Source organism: Halovulum sp. GXIMD14794 (assembly GCF_054457455.1).
Genome location: NZ_JBTLNF010000004.1, coordinates 1 through 17,276, shown reverse-complemented (window position 1 = coordinate 17,276; position 17,276 = coordinate 1). Strand labels below are relative to the sequence as shown.

At 61.4% G+C, this 17,276-nt stretch carries 14 protein-coding genes and 6 pseudogenes; 7 read left to right on the top strand and 13 right to left on the bottom strand.

Annotation, left to right across the window (positions count from 1 at the left end):
* Positions 1–274 precede the first annotated feature (274 nt).
* The 4 genes and pseudogenes from ACW9UR_RS06755 to ACW9UR_RS06740 all read right to left on the bottom strand — a co-directional run.
* Complete coding sequence (locus ACW9UR_RS06755) at positions 275–2,071, bottom strand: hypothetical protein (RefSeq protein ID WP_458916189.1); 1,797 nt, start codon at positions 2,069–2,071, stop codon at positions 275–277.
* Positions 2,068–2,412 carry a plasmid mobilization protein gene (locus ACW9UR_RS06750; RefSeq protein WP_458916188.1) on the bottom strand — a complete coding sequence of 115 codons (345 nt, stop codon included), beginning with the start codon at positions 2,410–2,412 and terminating at the stop codon, positions 2,068–2,070. The genes ACW9UR_RS06755 and ACW9UR_RS06750 overlap by 4 nt, the downstream gene beginning before the upstream one ends.
* Before the next feature lie 161 nt (positions 2,413–2,573).
* Positions 2,574–2,933: pseudogene (locus ACW9UR_RS06745) on the bottom strand (amidohydrolase family protein); the annotation flags it as partial.
* Positions 2,934–3,320: 387 nt separating this feature from the next.
* A pseudogene (locus ACW9UR_RS06740) lies at positions 3,321–3,734 on the bottom strand (acyl-CoA transferase); the annotation flags it as partial.
* A gap of 212 nt (positions 3,735–3,946) precedes the next feature.
* On the opposite strand from ACW9UR_RS06740, the gene ACW9UR_RS06735 reads away from it, so the two are divergent.
* A complete protein-coding gene (locus ACW9UR_RS06735) occupies positions 3,947–4,669 on the top strand; it encodes a hypothetical protein (protein WP_458916187.1) in 723 nt (240 codons plus the stop codon).
* Positions 4,670–4,708: 39 nt separating this feature from the next.
* On the opposite strand, the gene ACW9UR_RS06730 is transcribed toward ACW9UR_RS06735, so the two are convergent.
* The 6 genes and pseudogenes from ACW9UR_RS06730 to ACW9UR_RS06705 form a co-directional block, all read right to left on the bottom strand.
* Positions 4,709–5,341, bottom strand: coding sequence for a DUF6441 family protein (locus ACW9UR_RS06730; RefSeq protein ID WP_458916186.1), 633 nt, complete (start codon positions 5,339–5,341; stop codon positions 4,709–4,711).
* A complete protein-coding gene (locus ACW9UR_RS06725; protein ID WP_458917160.1) occupies positions 5,338–5,586 on the bottom strand; it encodes a head-tail joining protein in 249 nt (82 codons plus the stop codon). Before ACW9UR_RS06725 ends, ACW9UR_RS06730 begins: the two co-directional genes overlap by 4 nt.
* Before the next feature lie 70 nt (positions 5,587–5,656).
* Positions 5,657–6,190: pseudogene (locus ACW9UR_RS06720) on the bottom strand (major capsid protein); the annotation flags it as partial.
* Positions 6,191–6,533: 343 nt separating this feature from the next.
* Positions 6,534–7,175 carry a hypothetical protein gene (locus ACW9UR_RS06715; protein WP_458916185.1) on the bottom strand — a complete coding sequence of 214 codons (642 nt, stop codon included), beginning with the start codon at positions 7,173–7,175 and terminating at the stop codon, positions 6,534–6,536.
* Entirely contained in the window at positions 7,132–7,467 is a 336-nt protein-coding gene (locus ACW9UR_RS06710) for a low molecular weight protein tyrosine phosphatase family protein (protein ID WP_458916184.1), read from the bottom strand. Before ACW9UR_RS06710 ends, ACW9UR_RS06715 begins: the two co-directional genes overlap by 44 nt.
* Before the next feature lie 244 nt (positions 7,468–7,711).
* Positions 7,712–8,476, bottom strand: a pseudogene (locus tag ACW9UR_RS06705) (nucleotidyl transferase AbiEii/AbiGii toxin family protein); the annotation flags it as partial.
* 2 nt (positions 8,477–8,478) lie between these two features.
* Here ACW9UR_RS06705 and ACW9UR_RS06700 point away from each other — a divergent pair.
* Both ACW9UR_RS06700 and ACW9UR_RS06695 read left to right on the top strand, forming a co-directional pair.
* Positions 8,479–9,174 (top strand): annotated as a pseudogene (locus ACW9UR_RS06700) (transposase); the annotation flags it as partial.
* A 1,157-nt stretch (positions 9,175–10,331) separates the two neighbouring features.
* Positions 10,332–10,898, top strand: a pseudogene (locus ACW9UR_RS06695) (IS6 family transposase); the annotation flags it as partial.
* 111 nt (positions 10,899–11,009) lie between these two features.
* Here ACW9UR_RS06695 and ACW9UR_RS06690 read toward each other — a convergent pair.
* From ACW9UR_RS06690 to ACW9UR_RS06680, 3 genes are all read right to left on the bottom strand, one after another.
* A complete protein-coding gene (locus ACW9UR_RS06690) occupies positions 11,010–11,747 on the bottom strand; it encodes a GntR family transcriptional regulator (protein WP_458916182.1) in 738 nt (245 codons plus the stop codon).
* 88 nt (positions 11,748–11,835) lie between these two features.
* Positions 11,836–12,912, bottom strand: a complete 1,077-nt coding sequence (locus ACW9UR_RS06685; RefSeq protein WP_458916181.1) for an Ldh family oxidoreductase — start codon at positions 12,910–12,912, stop codon at positions 11,836–11,838.
* A gap of 55 nt (positions 12,913–12,967) precedes the next feature.
* Positions 12,968–13,747 (bottom strand): SDR family NAD(P)-dependent oxidoreductase, encoded by a 780-nt coding sequence (locus tag ACW9UR_RS06680; protein WP_458916180.1) that lies wholly within the window; start codon positions 13,745–13,747, stop codon positions 12,968–12,970.
* 138 nt (positions 13,748–13,885) lie between these two features.
* On the opposite strand from ACW9UR_RS06680, the gene ACW9UR_RS06675 reads away from it, so the two are divergent.
* From ACW9UR_RS06675 to ACW9UR_RS06660, 4 genes are all read left to right on the top strand, one after another.
* Positions 13,886–14,866, top strand: coding sequence for a TRAP transporter substrate-binding protein (locus tag ACW9UR_RS06675; protein ID WP_458916179.1), 981 nt, complete (start codon positions 13,886–13,888; stop codon positions 14,864–14,866).
* 78 nt (positions 14,867–14,944) lie between these two features.
* Positions 14,945–15,439: a TRAP transporter small permease gene (locus ACW9UR_RS06670; protein WP_458916178.1), complete on the top strand. Its 495-nt coding sequence runs from the start codon at positions 14,945–14,947 to the stop codon at positions 15,437–15,439.
* Positions 15,426–16,730 (top strand): TRAP transporter large permease, encoded by a 1,305-nt coding sequence (locus ACW9UR_RS06665; RefSeq protein ID WP_458916177.1) that lies wholly within the window; start codon positions 15,426–15,428, stop codon positions 16,728–16,730. Before ACW9UR_RS06670 ends, ACW9UR_RS06665 begins: the two co-directional genes overlap by 14 nt.
* 349 nt (positions 16,731–17,079) lie before the next feature.
* Positions 17,080–17,276 (top strand): acetyl-coenzyme A synthetase N-terminal domain-containing protein (locus tag ACW9UR_RS06660; protein ID WP_458916175.1); only part of this gene is annotated, 197 nt, incomplete at its 3' end.

Below are 17,276 nucleotides of genomic sequence, written 5' to 3'. Positions count from 1 at the left end.
GCCCTGCGCAAAGGCGCTGCGGCTAACGCAGAGCCGTCAACGCACCCGGCGAGAGGGAGAGAAAGCAATCGTATCGGACGCTATTCCCAGTGAAACGTGGCAGGTGGCCGGAATTTGAACCTGCCCGCTGAGCGGAGTTCTTGCGTATCGCTTTCCCTCCGCCAATTGCCGCCGAGAAAGCGATTACGAGGTCGAAGTCTTTCTCATGGCGGTCAACCACTGGTGCTGCCGTGGCAGATCCACTCCTCTTAATGGGAATCGCCAAACAGTAATGCTAGATGTCGAACTTAGGCGAAGAGTTGAAGGACGGCGGTTTTGCGTAGCTGCCCAGTCCCGCCATCTCGGCCAGATGCGAGAGGACTTCGGTATCGCCGCCATTTTGGGGGCCGAATATCCCGTGAGCGTCTACCGCCCCGACTACCCCTTCAACAAAGATCGACAAAGCATCTTCCGGCCCCGCTCGAAACCGCAGGTCCCGGATACCCGCTGCAGACGCCGCCTTCTTCAGGCGAACGATCACCTCTGCCCGGCTTCCGGCAGCGGGGCGGAAAACCAGGCCGTCAGCGTTGCCATGTCCCTCTGAAGTAAGATGAGGCTGCGCATGACCGCCTCCTGGCGGGAGGCGTCGTTCTCCTGGAGCGAGACCGCGCGCTCCAGCACGTCCGCAGCGCGCTGCATATGTCTGCTGATCGCCGTCAGTTCCGCCATCAGCGCGTCCAGCCGCTCCCCGATGCCCGGCATCTTCTCCATGGCGAGGAGCATCTGCAGCGGCTCGATCAACGCCGCCAGCGTGCGGGTGATGGATATGAGCTCCTCCAGGTCGTGCGGTGGGGTGTCGGTCATCGAGGCGCTCCAGCTGTTGTCTCATTCTGGAGTAGGGTCGCAGGTCGATCGCGGCTACGCGGCGGATGACGGATCGCTCAGCTATCCACAGGTTCATGCGCTCGGCGATCCGCGCGACGAGGGTCGCAAGCCGTGAGGCGATCGGGGTTCGAAACTGCTCGGGCTGATGGCCCGGGTGCCGGGGCGGCATGGGCATCGGTGGCGCATTCAGCGTGGCGTGCGGATCGGGCAGGGGATGCGTGCCGCGGTAGCGGTGCCTGTGAAAGTTGGTCCGGCGCTCGAGTGCGCGCCAGAGCCGCTCCGGAGCGAGACGCAGAGCGCTGCGCCGGTATTCCTGGTAGTCGTAGTCCGGCAGGTCGTGAACCGGATGCTCGGGCGAGAACGCATCCGAGAAAAGGTGTCCGCGCATCCGCCAGCGTTCGCCATGGCGGTTCGCGAATGTCACCGTGGAGTGCGCTACGGCGACTACCTCGATGCCATTGTCGAAGAGAGTGGACTCCATCTCGTAGAGCAGCGAGGCGCGATCGGATACCGCACCACACTCGTAGAGCGTCAAGGCATGTGCGGCGAGTTGGGTGCGCTGGTCGGGAAGGGCGCCGAGGCCGTGCCGGCTGGCCTCCGCCGCGGCTTTCAGTTGCCAGTCTGGGAGGCCAACGAGGCGCAGATGGTCGATGCCGCGGGGGTCGGCGTAGCCGAAGGATCCGTTGACCGTGTCGGTGAAACTGTCCCACAGCCGAAGGCTCGCTTTTCCGGGCGGATGGGGATTGAACGCCATCATCTGCGCGGGGCCGGATGCGCCCGGTCGCAGCACCATGCGGGGCAGCACAACGTTGACCTCGAGACGTCCGGTATGCGTGTGAGTGTTCGCGAAGATCGGCGGGCGATGCACAGGCGCGATGCCCACGAATGCGATGTCGAGGAACAGGCGCAGGATGCGCCCGACCCGGTCCCGATGTGGGCCTCGTCCCGCGTTGAACTCCTGCACCGGGATATCCGTGGCTGCGAAACTCAGCGTCGCCGCATTGTAGCTGCACTTGAACGGAAGCACTTCGATCGTCTGCCGGACGACGGCGGCGCTGCCGACAAGCGGTTCGGGCAGCGGATCGCGCCACGTGATGCGGGCGGTTCCGCCAACCGATTTCCGCACGGTCTCCCCGGTAAGATAGTCGAGAAGGGGCCCCGCGCTGCCGTCGCGCAGTGTGCTGTGGGGAGACCAGCCGAGGATCACGAGCGATCCCCCTCGACCAAATCGGCCAGTAGCGCCTCGATCCGCGCGAGGCGGGCGAGGATGAAAACAGATGACGCGCCGGTCTCACCGGTTTCGACGGCGGACGCCACACGCTCCAGATCCGCCTGAATGCGTCCGAGCCCGGCAGCGAACCGGACTCGGCGAGGACACCGGCGCTGTGCCTTGCCTCCTCGTTTCCGCAGCCCTGCCACGACGAGATATCGCGACACCGTCAACCCTGCCTTATCGGCGGCGGCGTCAATCACGGACCATTCTGTGGGCGTAGCGTATACCTCGCGGCGCCTCGCCTTGTCGTGCGCCGGCTTTTTGGGTCGTCCCATGTCCTGCCTCCCGTCCAGAACCTTGGCTCGAATTTCACCCCGGGGGCGGAGGAGCCTTGATGTCAGGTTTGGGAATGGGGGCGGAAAACGGAAAGGCAAGTTTCCTAGGGGCTAAGAGTGCTGGGGTTTCATTCCCGGCGCCCGAAGACAACGTTGCAAGATCAATGCGCTGCGAACCTGTGGATATGGTGGGGTTCCTTGGCGAGGCCCGGGCAGAAGCTCGAGACGATGGGCGAGAGCTGCTTGAAAAGCTCTTTCCGCTCAGCATTGACGACCTCAAGGCGCGCACGCGCGGCTTCTGCATCGCGTGCCAGTGCTGCCATGTCTACGTTCACCGGAGTGCGATCCCGCACCACGAACTCGCCTCCGACCATAACGTGACGAGCCCCGCTACCGTCTTCGGTCTGGACGATCTGGTTGACCGGATCGTTGAAGAGGATCCAGTTCACATGGCCGAGGTCAAGGAACACGATGTCAGCCTTGTAGCCTGGGGCGATGCGTCCGATTTTCTTGAGGTCGAGCGCTTTGGCGCCACTATCGAGTTACCAGCCGCCCTGCGCGATCCAACGTGTCCGCGTGTAATCCGCTGTGCAGATGAGATGAGCATGCACGCCGAACCCGTTCCGGGGCCCATTCATTTTGTAGAACCTGCCTCTAGGCTGGAAGCTGATGTCGTTCTCCAGGTTGCTCTCGAGGGTACAGTAGGAGGCGAGCAACCAGCTCTGCGGGGGCGCCACGTCATATTCGAAGTCCTAAGGCAAGCGCTGTCGCCACGTGCGAGGCCTGCCCGCGCGTGATGGACCAGGATCCGGTCGCTCTCGATGCGCCCTCCGCTTTGGGGTAAAGTTCTCCGAAGGGGGCTCCGGAGGCGGTGCCGGGGGATCGGGATCCGCCGTGGCGTCCGGCCCGAGCGGGTCGCTCAGCGAATAGTGCAGTACAACCGGAATGAAGGCCGCCTTCAGACTAGCTACCCCCTCGACCGGCAGATCGACGGGGCGCGGCGCTTGCGCCTCGACCCAATCGCAGAGCCCGCCGAGCGTTCGGTTCGCTGCGAGCGCCGCGCCTATGCTTGCGCAGAGAACATCGAAGGCGGCGTCGCGGTCGGCGTTCTGCACGACGGGCTCGATTTCGGCGCGGTGCTGGTAGTGGTAGGAGAGCGGCGAGAGCGTCACCTCGGGTTCCCCAGGCTCGCCGTCGCGCAAAATCAGGAGGCCCCCGACCGGCACCCGCTCTGGCAGGACGTCGCCGCAGAGCGCGGTCGCGGGCAGCGCCGAGAGCCGCGCGTGCAGCGCGGCGAGGATGGTTTGGCGAGGGATAGTCAACAGCCACCTTTATGCGACGGAGTGATGGACGGTGACCCCTGTCGGGGCAAGAGCTTGATCATCATTGACAATTAGCCTCCCAACGGAATAACTCTCCGTGCGGCAGTAGCCTTAATATGGCAGAGGCGATGACCTTGGGTCATAGGTCCCGGTTCGATTCCGGGCTGTCGAGAGCCTGGCTACTGCTAGGTTTTCGACAGCCCGGGAAGTCCATGGATCAGGAAGCAAAACTCGCCGTATTCCAAGCGCAAGTCGAAAACGTGCGGTCCCTAAAAGTGAGCATGCGTCAATTGCATCGCTCCGTTAATGAAGCACTTCGCTCGAACGATGCCGCGCGTGTTTCAACGTTCACAAAGACATATGCATTGCTGTTCTGCGCTTGGGCGGAATCGAACTTTTCCAAAGTCTTGCACACACCATACGGCTTTGAAATTGATGAAATACAGCAAGTGAAGAATGAAAAGTCGAACGGAATTTCGGCTGCCTGGAAGAAGGCGGTCGAACTAGGCCTTCGCCATCTCGATGCCAAACGCGGCAGCTTCCGACCGAATGCCCAAAAAAAGCTGTATGAAGTAATCGATACTCATGTTTTTGACCCAAGCCTCCTTCGAAACAAGCTAGCGCATGGCCAATGGGTTTTTGCCCTCAATCGAGACAATGATGCCGTTCAGGATGATCTGACACGGCGAATTGATGAGCTCGACATTGTGAAGGTGGGTTCGTGGGTCCGGGGCCACGAATTGATGGCCGATACTGTTGAGACCCTAATCGAATCCCCAAAGAATGCGTTCATGCGGGATTGGTACCACTATGTAGTTGATATTGAAAAAGCCTTAGCCGAGTCCGAGCAAAGAACGCTCGAAGATCATGTAGCTAGGTTAAAGGCAAAAGATGAACGTACTGGAGCTCGAGGCAAACGCACCAGACCAGTGTGATCTCATGCAGATGTCGCAGCATAGCAGAGCTGCTGCAGACTATCTAAACGACTCCTCTATCCACTTCGCCAAGGTCAGCCCCGGCGCGCTGTCGAGCGCCCGCTTGGCGTCCCGGTCGAGGTCGAGGCGCTTCGTGAGCCTCACCTGTGGCACCAACAGGAAGACCGGCACCGAGGCCCGCCCGCGGCCGGTCTTCAATCGCGACGCCACGCCCAGACCTCGCGTGTTTAGCTGGCCGTCAGCCACAAGCAGGCTTGGTCCCCGCCTGCGATAGACAAAGCGCAGCCGCAGCCCACGCCGGCGCTCCCATTCGCCCGGCGTGATCCGCCCTCCGCTAAGGGATTTCCCTGCCGCCTCCAGAGGGATCGCCAGCCAGAACCCGTCCTTCGAACGGATCAGCGGACCGGTGTCGTGCGTGCCGACGATCTCAGTTGCCTTCGAGCAGACCAGCGCCGCTGCGCTCAGGCTCTCACCCGACTTCGGATAGGTCTGGTTCCGGATCGAGTTCGCGAGCAGGCGGCCGAGCCCGGCACCGCTGATCTGGCCGCGCCAGGCGGTTTTCAACCCGGTTCCGGCTTCGCGCATTGCGGCACTCACCGCCTTCTCGCCAGCCGCGATCTCGGCCGCCACGGCAGTGAAGAGATCGGGCATGATTTCCAGCTTCAGCCTCATGCCGGCCTCAGATCGAGCGTCCAGATCAGCCGCTCGCGATCCCGGATGGGCTCACCCTGAACCACGAAGCTGTAGGCGCCGAGGACGATCAGGTCGCCCGGGTGGGGGGCCGGCAACTCTCCGACACGGACGTCGATGGTCGTGGTGTCGGAGAGGATCCGGGCATCCCCGAAGCCAGTGATCCGGTCCGGCGCCCGGGCAATGGCCCGGACCGTGCGCTCCTCCGAGGTGGCGCGGAGATCCAGATGGCCTCCGTGGCCATGTCGGCATGCCCGAAGATCCGGTCCAGGGCGGCGGCAAAGGCAGTCTTCGGGATCAGTTCGATGAATGCAGCCGGATCGCCCGTTTCGGGCGCTTGTTGCCCGTCAGACCGATCGTGTTCTCCGTCTCCAGCAGGTTCGCGGGCCCGTCATAGATGGCGAAGGTGTCTGCGGTACCCAGCTGAAAGGCGATGCCCTCACCCGCGGGGATCAGACGCTCCGTAGCCTTCGTCGACAGCGTGACGGTGCCGGTGTACTCCTCGAAGAGGATGCCGGCTAAAGGGAAGTTCCGGCGCACTTCCTGGCTCAGCGGCTGAGCGCCGGTCGCGACGTAGAACCTGTATGCCTCCTCAGTCTTGGCATGGCTGATCAGCTCGTCGAAGAACTCCGGGCTCACCAACGCATGCACGCCCGACATGCTTTCGCCGAGCAGGTTGTCCTCGATAGCGCGCAATATCTCACGGACCATGCCCTGCACATTGGTCCCGGCCGTGCCGAGCGGGAACTCGACCGAGATCTGCGTCGGGCCGAACTCGGTGAAGTAGCTGCAGAGCGTGGTGCCGGCGACGTCCTTCACGATGCCGGGGAGCTATGATCCGGTTGCTGTGAGTGCTAGGCGGCGAATAGTGCAGGGACGTCTGCCTGCCGGCGGATTGCGCCTGCCAGTGCGCACAGCGTCCTACCGTGCTTCCAGCCGCTCTTCATCCTACATTAGATTGACACGCGCCAAGCAGTGTTGTGATCCTGCCCCCGCAACCAGCTTAATTTGCATGAGGTCGTCTGGCGTTAGTCCGACGGCCTTTTTGCTTGTCTGGATGAGGCTTAGGATTCCCGCCAAGTCGCCTTCGATATCGATCAGGAAACCGCTGGTCTCTTCCTCAGCTGGCGAGCTCCGAGCGCTGGGTCATTCGGGCGACATCATCTTTGCGTCGTCAAATACCAACGAGTTCCTGTCGGGCAGCCCCAGGCGGCTCAATGCAGACATAGATGCCGAATTCACCGCTCTGGGTATCAAGTACAGCCGCGCTCTTCATGAGACGCGGTACCTGCTGGGGCTGCAACGTACCTAGTTTTGATCCCACGGAAGCGGCGTTGCTCTCGTCGCTTTCTCGCGCGATGGCTTGGTGCGCTTTGATCGGTGGCTTGCGTCTCTTGTAGATGAGTTCTTCCGCGCCTTCTTCCGAAACGATGACTTGGACATCGTCCGCAAGGAACGCTTCCAGATACGGGTTGTGTCCACAGGTGATGACATCGCCGCGCTTCTCGGCGAATTCCGCCGGATACGGATTTTCCCGAGGCTTGTTGTAACGCGCCATATCGATCTGATCGCGCAAGCACTGCTGCGCAACGTACAATAGCTCTACGTGTTTTCTTACGGTCTCAGCAGATGTCCTTGCACGCAGGACTGCAACGATGGGCTGTTCCACCGCCGCATGGTCGCCGATCCAGCTCCATCTGATGATCCATGCTTTCATGGCCGCATGATGCGTGAACCCTGAGCCGCCGTCATCAGCAGATACGACAAGTTCGTTATTCCGTTGAACGCGCGTATAATCGAGGCTCGATTTTTTCATTCAACAGCTCGACAAGCTCGGGGTCGCCACGCTCGTACTCATCAGGGATGTGCAGCGTGATGATGCGGTTGTCGGGCGGGCGCTTCTTGTACTTCTTCCGGATGCGGTCGCGGTGGTGGGTTTCCATCGCGAATATCATGTCGGCGGATTCAACGAGCTCCTTGCTCAAAGGGCGCGGTGCTTCTGAATCTGTCCCTGCCGAGATCGCTTCAATACCCGGCCAATCCCGAAAGACATCTTCTGCCGTCGGGCTCCTCAGCTTGTTGGCGGTGCAAACGAACAGGATACGCATGGCGGCACTGTAGCAGGCCGCTGGTGAAATCACAGCGCTTGAATGCGTTGCCTTAGGTGATGGCAGGGGGGCCTTGTCCGTCTTTTTCGTGGTGCGTTCAGGCGCGTGTTGCCGATCGCCATGGTGATCATCGTGCGGGTACCGCTGCGGTCTGATCGTTGTTTGTGTCTACCTTCAATTCGTCAGGTCTACTTACGTCGCCGCGTGCCGCCCGCATACTCGTCGTCTGTCCCACTGGTCGCGTCTAGCCGAAGAGCGCTTCGAGCTCGCTCCGCTGTGCGGCATGTTTGTCCGCGTTCTCGTCCTTTAGCTTGTTCAGGTTTAGCAGCTTCCATTTTACGGCAGGCAGGTCGGCAGCTTGCGGGCGGCCAATGGCGCCGAATTCGGGCGTGCCGTCATGCAGGCTGAGCAGGAACCGCTTGGTGTCCTCGTTGAAGCGGGACTGGATGTCCGCGATCAGTCGCTTGCGGGTTGCAAGAAGCTCGTCGAGCGCGACGGCGGTCTTGGTCATCCCCTCGAATTCTTTCGCATAGGGCTGGTCGAGATCGATCAGGTTCGGGTTCAGGAGTTCGTGCGCAGGGCGCGGTGAACTGGCGACATAGATCAGGAATGTGCGGAAGAGATCGTCCGTCAGCCCTTCATTCTCGTAGAGCAGTTTGACATCGTAGAGATCGCGCGGGTGCTGGCGATCAACAGCAGCGTGTAGTTTGCCGCCGAACAAATCCTCGAAGGCGACGACCTGCATTTCCGCGTAGCCAAATTCATCCTCGACGGCTTCGGACACTTCGCGGGTTTCAGGGTCGTGGACGACGCCGCGCGTGACAGGCGAGGTCTCGATTTTGATCTCCGCCCCTTTGAAACACGCAAGGAGGCGAGTAGCGCCGCCACCGCCGCCTTGGATGCGCTGTGCTCTTGCGCCGGCGATCCCGCCTTCAATGGCGGCGGCGATACGATCCATGGCGTCGTTGATTTCGGTGAGGCTCTCGGCGCGATTGTTGATCGGCAGGTATCCGACGCTACTTCGTGTCTGAGGCCAGCGTTTACAGGATCCTGAAGGCCCACGACCTGATCACCAGCCCGGCCTTCATCGTCATCAAGGCGGCGAATGAGTTCCACGAAAAGACGACCCGGCCGAACCAGCTCTGGCAAACCGACTTCACCTATCTGAAGGTCGTCGGCTGGGGCTGGTTCTACCTGTCGACGATCCTCGACGATTATAGCCGCTACATCATCACCTGGCGGCTCTGCACCACGATGAAGGCGTCGGATGTCACCGCCACGCTGGAAGATGCCCTGGTCGCCTCGGGCTGCGACCGGGCCACGGTCGCCCACCGGCCTCGGCTGCTCAGCGACAATGGCAGCAGCTAGATCTCCGGCGAGTTGGCCGACTGGCTCGCTGACGAAGGCATGGATCACGTCCGCGGCGCTCCCCGGCACCCTCAGACCCAGGGCAAGATCGAGCGCTGGCACCAGACCCTGAAGAACCGCATCCTGCTGGAGAACTACTACCTGCCCGGGGCGCTCGAGGAAGCCGTGGCGACCTTCATCGACCACTACAATCACCACCGCTATCACGAGAGCTTGAGCAATCTCACCCCCGCCGATGTCTACTTCGGCAAGGCTGAAGCCATCCTCGAACGACGAAAGGAGATCAAAGCCAAGACCATTGAGAAGCGCCGCTTGCTGCATCGAAAGACTGCGGCATAAACTGAAACCTCGACGAGCCCGACCCTCCGTTCGAGATCAACAGCTCGTGTTCCAATTCATCTGACGACGGACATGTGTGCGGGCATTCCCGGTAAAGGGTTTGAGATCCGCCACCTTACGGTAGGTGATCTTGAGCCGGAGCGTATCCGGCAGGGGTGGGCTCTTCGCCTCGGTCTTCGCATTCGGCACAGTTGGTCCTCCTCATGCACCACGCCCGCCGGACAGCCCGGAAGGCTCCTTCGAAACTCTCGTGCGGTGCGGAACACCGCGGTTTCTCCGTTGATGCGTAAGCAGGACCCTCTGGGTCGCTCACGAGGGATCAGGTGACCTGATCAGCGAACGGCTCCTTCGCTACCGTTCGACCCGTCGTTTGGATGCCAGATCTGGCAATGAACGGCGGGTAGAAAAGAGATGGGATTGCCATCAGTCAAACGCAAGGAAAAAATTTCCAACATATAAATGGCTTATACAGAATCTGCCGTGTTCTACTTATGTTCTCGGGGAAAGAGGTCAGATCGGTAGGCTCAAATCGGGCCTCGGGTTGGAGTTTGTTCGCCTACATGCTCGCAGCAACCGTCTTGTTCTGGCTCTGAAACACGATGATTCTGGAGCCTAAGGCAGCACATGGGGGAAGTAAGATAAGGCATGCTGCGCTATAACTAGCACCCTAGGTGGTCACCTCTCGAGCCCTTTTAGGTTTTTGCGCACTCTCCGACCAGAATTAGACAGTTCTCCATTCGAAAGTCAGACCCATCCTTACGGTAGACATCCCAGCTGCGAGCATAGTCTTTCTGACTAAGTAGCCCTGCTCGCCCTCGATCCGGTGCAGGGTTATCCTCTTCATCCAATCCATCCGGAAGAAAGGCTCCGCCAAGCTCTGTAAGAACGAGTCTATCATGAAAGCGTTCGCGACCAATTTCTTCCAGCCTTATGAACTCGACACTCATATCCGCTGGAATCACTTGGCTTGGCCAAAGGCGCAAAGACCTCTCAAATAGGTTCCAAGGAGGTTGGTTCGGTGCGTTCTTGCAGAAGATTTGCACAGTGACGCCAGCGGGGCCATGGCGCAAGGCAGCTGCCGATAGCAACTGTCCTCGCCATGCCCAATCCCCCTCTCAAGGCCAATGTACTGGCACAGGTTTAGGGGGCTAGGACACCACGAGACGGTCCGATACTGGTGGCACAGTTTCGATCCGATGTTCGCCGCCCAGATCCGAAAGCGACGCATCGAAGGCATGAATTCAAGCAGGTGGCGCTGGTATCTCGACGAGATTTTCGTGAAGATAAATGGAGAGCGGCACTTTCTTTGGCGGGCTGTCGATCACGAAGACGAAGTGCTGGAAAGCTTTGTCACCAAGACGCGCGACAAGAAAGCCGCGATAAAATTCCTAAAGAAAGCAATGCGCAAGCGCGGCCATCCCGAGATCATCGTGACTGACGGGCTACGTTCCTACGGCGCCGCGTTGAAGGATATCGGTTCTGCCCATCGCCAGGAAGCAGGTCGCTGGGCGAACAACAGGGCGGAGAATTCGCACCTGCCATTCCGACGACGCGAACGGGCGATGCTCCGGTTCAGGCGCATGCGAAGTCTACAGAAGTTCGCCGCCGTCCACGCCTCCGTCTCCAGCCATTTCACCTGGGAACGCAGCCTTACTAGTCGAAGAAATTTCAAGTCCCAGCGAACCGCAGCTCTCGTAGAGTGGCGAGTGCTTTGTTCCGGGTAAGTTCATGTGTATGGCGGCAAACTGAGACTGGCTAGAAATAGTCTGCCAGCACCTTGAGGCGAGCTGAGACCGTCTAGAAATTGTCCGCCAGCACCGTGAACACTCCTGACGCTAAACATCGAACTCGCCGGATGGATCCGTGAAGTAGTCGGCGTGGGCGGCCATGATCTTCGGCAGGTCCCGCAGTATCTGGTTCAGGTGATTTCGCATTTCGGCTTCTGCGCGATCCTCGTCGCCGGCCTTTATGGCTTCGACCACGCGGGTGTGCTGGGCGACGAGTTCGCGGGTCGGCATGTCGGCGGCGACCATGAAGCGGACCCGGTCCATTTGCGATTTCAGACCCTGGATATGGACCCAGGCGCGGGTCTTGCCGGCGGCCTCTGCCAGGGTGCGGTGGAAGTCCTCGTCGAGGGCGGTGAAGCGCAGCGCGTCGCCGGTCGTGATCGCGGACTGGGCCTCCAGCAGCGCGTCCAGCCGGTCGAAGAGCGCGGTGTCGGCCCTGCGGGTTGCGAGATGCACGATGTCTGCTTCGACCGCCTCCCGGACGAAGCGTGAGTCGAGCACTTCGGCCGTCGATATGCGCGAGACGAACGTGCCGCGCTGCGGAAGCGCGGCAAGCAGGCCTTCTCCGGAGAGACGGATGAAGGCCTCGCGCACCGGTTGCCGCGACAGGCCCATTGTGTCTGCGATCTCCTGCTCGGACAGGCGCTGGCCGGGGATCAACTCGCAATGCAGGATCGCGTCGCGCAGGATCGAGACGAGTTGCAGCGCGACCGGCTTGTCGGTGGTGATGGGCCTGGCCCAACCCGGCAACTGGGGCGACGGTTTCTCAGAAGGGAGTGTGGGCAAGGGTTGGAATCCGATCTGTTGGCGCATCTAGCATACTACCATACAGATGCCTCGCCAATTGCGCTGAACTACTTGCTCCCGCGGAGGATCAATCGAACGGGGGACGAAGCCCAAACTCCTCCGACAGTCTGCCGAAGTCCTCGATCGTGATCGGGTCAAGGGGGACCCCGTGACGGCGCCGCTTGGCGGCGACCGCCCACTCCCGGTCGCCGGGGGCCATGACAGTGAGGCCCGGCCGCGCCGAAGATTCGCGCAGGAGTGCGAGGTAACGCTGCATCGCTTCGCGGACAAGGGGCGCGCCGATGAAGCCGTCTGGGTCGATCGCAAGGACAAAGGCGCCCATTTCGCGCGGGGTCGCGAAGTCAGGACCGCCCATGGGCATGATTTCAGGGCTCAGGCGCATGCCGGTGAGTACTGCGGAAAGGATCTCTGCAACGCCGCCAAGTCCCGCGCCCTTGAAACCGAACGCGCCGCCAAGCGGGGCCAGCATCTCGGCCGCGTGCGGATCGGTGCTATCTGTGCCTTCCGAATCCGACGCGACATTTTCCGGCAGCGGAGTGCCGAGCGAGCGGTAGAGCTGGACTCTGTTGAAGGGCACCGCGCTGGTAGCCATGTCGAGCAGCCAGGGGTTTTCCTCTCCACTTGGCACTGCGACCGAAATCGGGTTGGTTCCATGAAAGCGTGTCGCCCCGTCATGGAGCCGCACGAAGCTGTCCGAGTTGCAGACGCAGAACGCCAGCATTCCGCGATTGCGGGCCGCGTGAAAGGTATAGGCCCCGGCAGGCCCGAAGTGCGAGCTGTTGCGGATTCCGATTGCCGCAATTCCCGTCTCGGCAGCCATGTCGCAGGCGTGGTCCGTCGCGGTGTATGTCGCGCGCGCCCCGTGCGCGTGATCGGCGTCGAGCAGCGCCGAACCTGGTTTTATGCGGCGCAAGTCGAGCGATGGCGTTCCGTTGACCCGGCCCCCCTGCATCGCCTTGGCATAGTGCGCGAGTAGGCGGACGCCGTGGCTGTCCACGCCGTGGATCGAGCCGTGCATCATGGCGGAAGTGGCTGCGTCCGCCGTTGGCTGATCCGCCCCGGACGCACGCAGTACGTCGACGCAGAAGGTGGACAGCCGGTCGGCGGCGGCGCGGGTGGTGGTCTCTTGAGGAATGGATGACATCTGGAAAATCCGGTGGGGCTATGGTCCGGGCAATCGGCGATCCTCGAAGGAAGGCTTAAGGCATAAGCTGGCCGCCGTTCACCTCGATCGTCTGGCCGATGATGTATCCGGACAGCTCGTCCGACGCGAGGAACAGGTAGGCACCCACGCAATCCTCCGCCACGCCGAGCCGCCCCTGCGGAACTGTGGCGCGCATTGCGTCCAGCTGTTCCTGAGTCGAGTAGCGTTCGTGAAAGGGCGTGGTGATGACGCCGGGTGCGACGGCGTTCACGCGGATCCCGTAGCCTATCCACTCCTTCGCCATGCCGCGCGTCACGTTCGACACGAATGCCTTGGACGAGCCGTAGAGCCCCGCACCGCCGCTGGCGCCGTTTCGCGCAGCGACCGAAGTGGTGTGGATCACGAATCCGCCCCGCTTCTTGAGATGGGGCAGGGCGGCGCGCGAGGCGGCGATGATGGATCGGGCATTGAGGTCCATCACTTCGTTGTAGTCCTTATCGGTCGCCGCTTCGTAGGCAATGCGCTTGACCATGCCGCCGGCATTGTTGATCAGCCCGTCAAGTCCGCCGAAGGTTTCGGCGACCTGCTCCACGGCGCCCGCAATGGCATCGGAGTCGCTGGCGTCCGCGCGGACAAGAGTGGCGGTTCCGCCCGCCTCAGCGATCTCTGCTGCGACAGCCTCGGCGGCGTCCTTGCTGGAGTTGTAGTGGATTCCGACCCGCGCTCCCTGTGCTGCGAACGCCCGCGCGAGGGCTGCGCCGATTCCGGTCGAGGAACCGGTAATGAGAACCGATTTATCGTTGAATTCCGGAAGCTTGTAGCTGGTGTGAGTCATAATCTCGCTCCGATCGGCTCGCTGATTGGCCGCGCTAGAAAATCAGGTGTTGCGCGGCATTTCAACTTAATACCATACTACCATTCACAATAGGTCGCAGCCTGAACTGCGACGATTTCGTGAGTTGGGAGGAATGACATGAACTACATCGCGAAAGCCGCGGCAGGGTGCAGCCTACTTGCACTGACGGCGGTCCCGTCCTTTGCGACGGAATTGGTCGGCGCCGTGCAGTTCGACGAGAATCACGCCTTTACCAAGGCGCTCCGCGAATTCGAGCGGGTGGCAGGCGAATGTTCGGGCGGATCGCTGACGTTCGATCTGCACCTGAATTCCGAGCTGGGGCTCGAGAAGGATTACTTCGAGAACATGAGTCAGGGCATCGCGGTCGATTACGCGATCGTCAGTCCTTCGCACATGTCCACCTTCTCGCAGAAGGCGCCGCTGATGGACATGCCGTTCCTGTTCCGTGACCTCGATCACTGGAATGCCGCGATCGAGCAGGGCGCGCTGGAGCCGCTAGCGCAAGATGTCCTCGAGCAGGCCAACGTCCGGTTGATCGGCTATGCCGGTGGCGGCACCCGCAACCTGATCGTGAACCGTCCTATCACCAACATGGCCGAGCTCGAGGGGCTGCCGATGCGCGTGATGGGCGCGCCGATCCAGACGCGGATCTTCGAGGCGATCAATGCCGCCCCTTCGGTCATCGCCTACTCCGAGGTTTACAACGCCATCCAGACCGGTGTGATCGACGCCGCCGAGAACGAGGCGGCGGGCATCGAGCAGATGAAGTTCTACGAGGTCGGACCGGATATCTCGTTGACCCAGCACGCGATCACCGTTCGGCCCTTGGCGATCTCCGAGGCGACCTTCGAACGGCTTACCGAGGAAGAGCAGGCTTGCGTGCTTGAGGCCGGTGCGGCAGGCGGCAAGCTGGGCCGCGAGATCGAGAGCGGACAGGACAGCGAGAAGCTGGCAGCGATGGAAGAGGCGGGACTCCTGAAGACCCACGAGTTCACCGAACGCGACAAGCTTCTGGAGCTCGCCGGCCCCGTGAAGCGCGCTTATGCCGAGGAGCTCGGCGCGCTTGACGTTCTCGAGGCCATCGAGGCGGTCGAGTAACCTCCCTGCCGGCTCGCGGCGCTCTGCGCGCTGCGGGCCGGTTTTCCCCTTGAAACGCGAAACCGGATGCGAGGCGCCATGCGCTGGTTGCTCGACGGCTACTATCGTTTTCTGCAGGTCCTTATCACTGTGCTTATGGGGGCGCTGATCATACCGGTGGCGATGCAGATCCTCAGCCGATACACCGGCATCATTCCGCGCTATATCTGGACCGAGGAGATCGCACGCTTCTGCTTCGTGTGGATCATTCTGCTGGGCGCCATGATCGCGGTGCGCGACGGCACGCATTTCGACGTGGACGTGTTGCCGCACAGCTCGAGCCCGAAGCTGGAGTTCGTCTCGAAGCTATTCGTCAACCTCGCCATCCTGCTCATGGCCCTGTCCTTCCTCTGGTGGGGCTGGGACTTCGGGGTGCTCGGTTCGCGGCAGGTGTCCGAAATCGCGGGTCTGCCGATGCTTGCTATCTACATCGCCTGGCCGATTGCCGGGGCGACCTGGACCGTCTTCACGCTGGAACGGATCTGGAACGACATCACTGAACTTCGTCACGGAGACGCAAATGGGGCCCGGTGAAGTCGCCGCCATCCTGTTCGGGACCTTCGGCCTTCTGGTCTTCCTGCGTGTGCCGGTGGCCTTCGCGCTGGGGCTGGCCGTGGTGCCGGTCTTCTTCATCGAGGAGCGCCTGACGCCGGTCCTGCTGATGCGGGAAATGTTCAAGAGTTACAACGCCTTTGTGTTGCTGGCGGTGCCATTCTTCCTGCTTGCTGCGAACCTGATGAACCATTCCGGCATTACCGACCGGCTAATCCGGCTGGCACGCGCCATGGTGGGCCATCTGCCCGGCGGGCTGGGGCATGTGAACGTCGTCGTCTCGATGCTCTTCGCGGGCATCTCAGGCTCGTCGACAGCGGATGCGGCGGGGATCGGCTCGTTGCTGATCCCGCAGATGAAGAAGGAGCGCTACGACAGCTCGTTCGCGGTCGCGATCACCGCCTGTTCCAGCGTGATGGGCGTGATCATCCCGCCTTCGATCCTGATGGTCGTCTGGGGCGGTCTAATGTCGGTCTCGATCGGCGGGCTGTTCCTGGCGGGCGTCGTGCCCGGCATTCTGATCGCCGGCAGCCAGATGCTGACGGTCTACATCTATGCCAAGCGCCGAGGCTACCCGATCCACGTCCGCGCGACCTTCTGGGAACTGATGAGAGCGGTGGCGGGCGCGACGCTCGCACTGATGACGCCGCTGATCATCGTCGGCGGCATCGTCGGCGGATTTTTCACGCCCACCGAGGCATCGGTCGTCGCTGTGATCTATTCGCTCATCCTCGGTGTCTTCGTCTATCGCTCGATCAAGCCGGCGGAGCTGCCCAAGGTGCTCTATGACAGCGCGCGCTTCGCTGCGATCACGCTGTTCTGCATCGGCACCGCCTCGGCCTTCGGCTGGTGCCTGGCATATTTCAAGATACCGGCGGCGCTGGTCGACCAGATCGAGGCGATGGGCCTGGGCATCGTCGGCATCGGCATCATGAGTGCGCTCGCGTTCCTGCTGATCGGGATGTTCATTGACGCCATTCCTGCGATCATCATCCTCGGCACCGTGCTGTTCCCGGTGACCCAACATGTCGGCATGCATCCGATCCATTTCGCGATCATCGGCGTCATCAGTCTCGCCTTCGGACTTGTCACACCGCCCTACGGCCTGTGCCTGCTGATCGCCGCGTCGATCGGACAGATCCGGCTCGTCGATGCGCTGCGCGACGTGGTGGTGATCCTGCTACCGATGCTGATCGTCTTGCTGATCATCATCCTGATGCCTGACCTGATCCTCGCGCTGCCGCGCTGGATCATGCCGAACTTCGTGCAATGACGGAATCGCCCGGCCTTGCGCCGGGCGGTCCGCTTCTGATCGCGGCGCACGATCTCTGACTTTCCTCTCACACCGACCAGCAGCTGACCTTGGGTCACCTTACGGGGGCGTTGCCGGGGCGCGATGGCCTTTGCTCTTTGCTGCGCGAAATGCGGAAACACCTTGAAAACACGAGGATCTCGAGGGGGCTCTGTAAGAAAGTTTACCAATTTTCTGACGTCTTCGAAAAGTATTTACAAAAAAACTGATATAAAACAATTGCTTCTGACACAATTATCAATTCCGTGTATGAATGTGTGTGAAGAGAAGCGCGCGACGACGCGCAAGACACAACACGCCATAGGAGGGAATGGACGTGACATCGGGTCTTCACGACAGCAGCACGGTATTGGAGCGCGAGGAAAGCGCGCGGAGCGGCGGGATCTCGGCCGCGACGTACGAGCAGATGTACGCTTCGTCGGTTTCGGACCCTTCGGGGTTCTGGGGGGAGCAGGGGAAGCGGCTGGACTGGATCGAGCCGTATTCGGTGGTCAAGAACACGTCGTT

What these genes read in the sequence shown, in the direction of transcription:
- ACW9UR_RS06670 (WP_458916178.1), top strand. Translation starts at nt 14,945, where the DNA reads ATGCGCTGGTTGCTCGACGGCTACTATCGTTTTCTGCAGGTCCTTATC.
- ACW9UR_RS06715 (WP_458916185.1), bottom strand. Translation starts at nt 7,175, where the DNA reads ATGAAAAAATCGAGCCTCGATTATACGCGCGTTCAACGGAATAACGAA.
- ACW9UR_RS06730 (WP_458916186.1), bottom strand. Translation starts at nt 5,341, where the DNA reads ATGAGGCTGAAGCTGGAAATCATGCCCGATCTCTTCACTGCCGTGGCG.
- ACW9UR_RS06680 (WP_458916180.1), bottom strand. Translation starts at nt 13,747, where the DNA reads ATGACTCACACCAGCTACAAGCTTCCGGAATTCAACGATAAATCGGTT.
- ACW9UR_RS06685 (WP_458916181.1), bottom strand. Translation starts at nt 12,912, where the DNA reads ATGTCATCCATTCCTCAAGAGACCACCACCCGCGCCGCCGCCGACCGG.
- ACW9UR_RS06735 (WP_458916187.1), top strand. Translation starts at nt 3,947, where the DNA reads ATGGATCAGGAAGCAAAACTCGCCGTATTCCAAGCGCAAGTCGAAAAC.
- ACW9UR_RS06710 (WP_458916184.1), bottom strand. Translation starts at nt 7,467, where the DNA reads ATGCGTATCCTGTTCGTTTGCACCGCCAACAAGCTGAGGAGCCCGACG.
- ACW9UR_RS06750 (WP_458916188.1), bottom strand. Translation starts at nt 2,412, where the DNA reads ATGGGACGACCCAAAAAGCCGGCGCACGACAAGGCGAGGCGCCGCGAG.
- ACW9UR_RS06665 (WP_458916177.1), top strand. Translation starts at nt 15,426, where the DNA reads ATGGGGCCCGGTGAAGTCGCCGCCATCCTGTTCGGGACCTTCGGCCTT.
- ACW9UR_RS06675 (WP_458916179.1), top strand. Translation starts at nt 13,886, where the DNA reads ATGAACTACATCGCGAAAGCCGCGGCAGGGTGCAGCCTACTTGCACTG.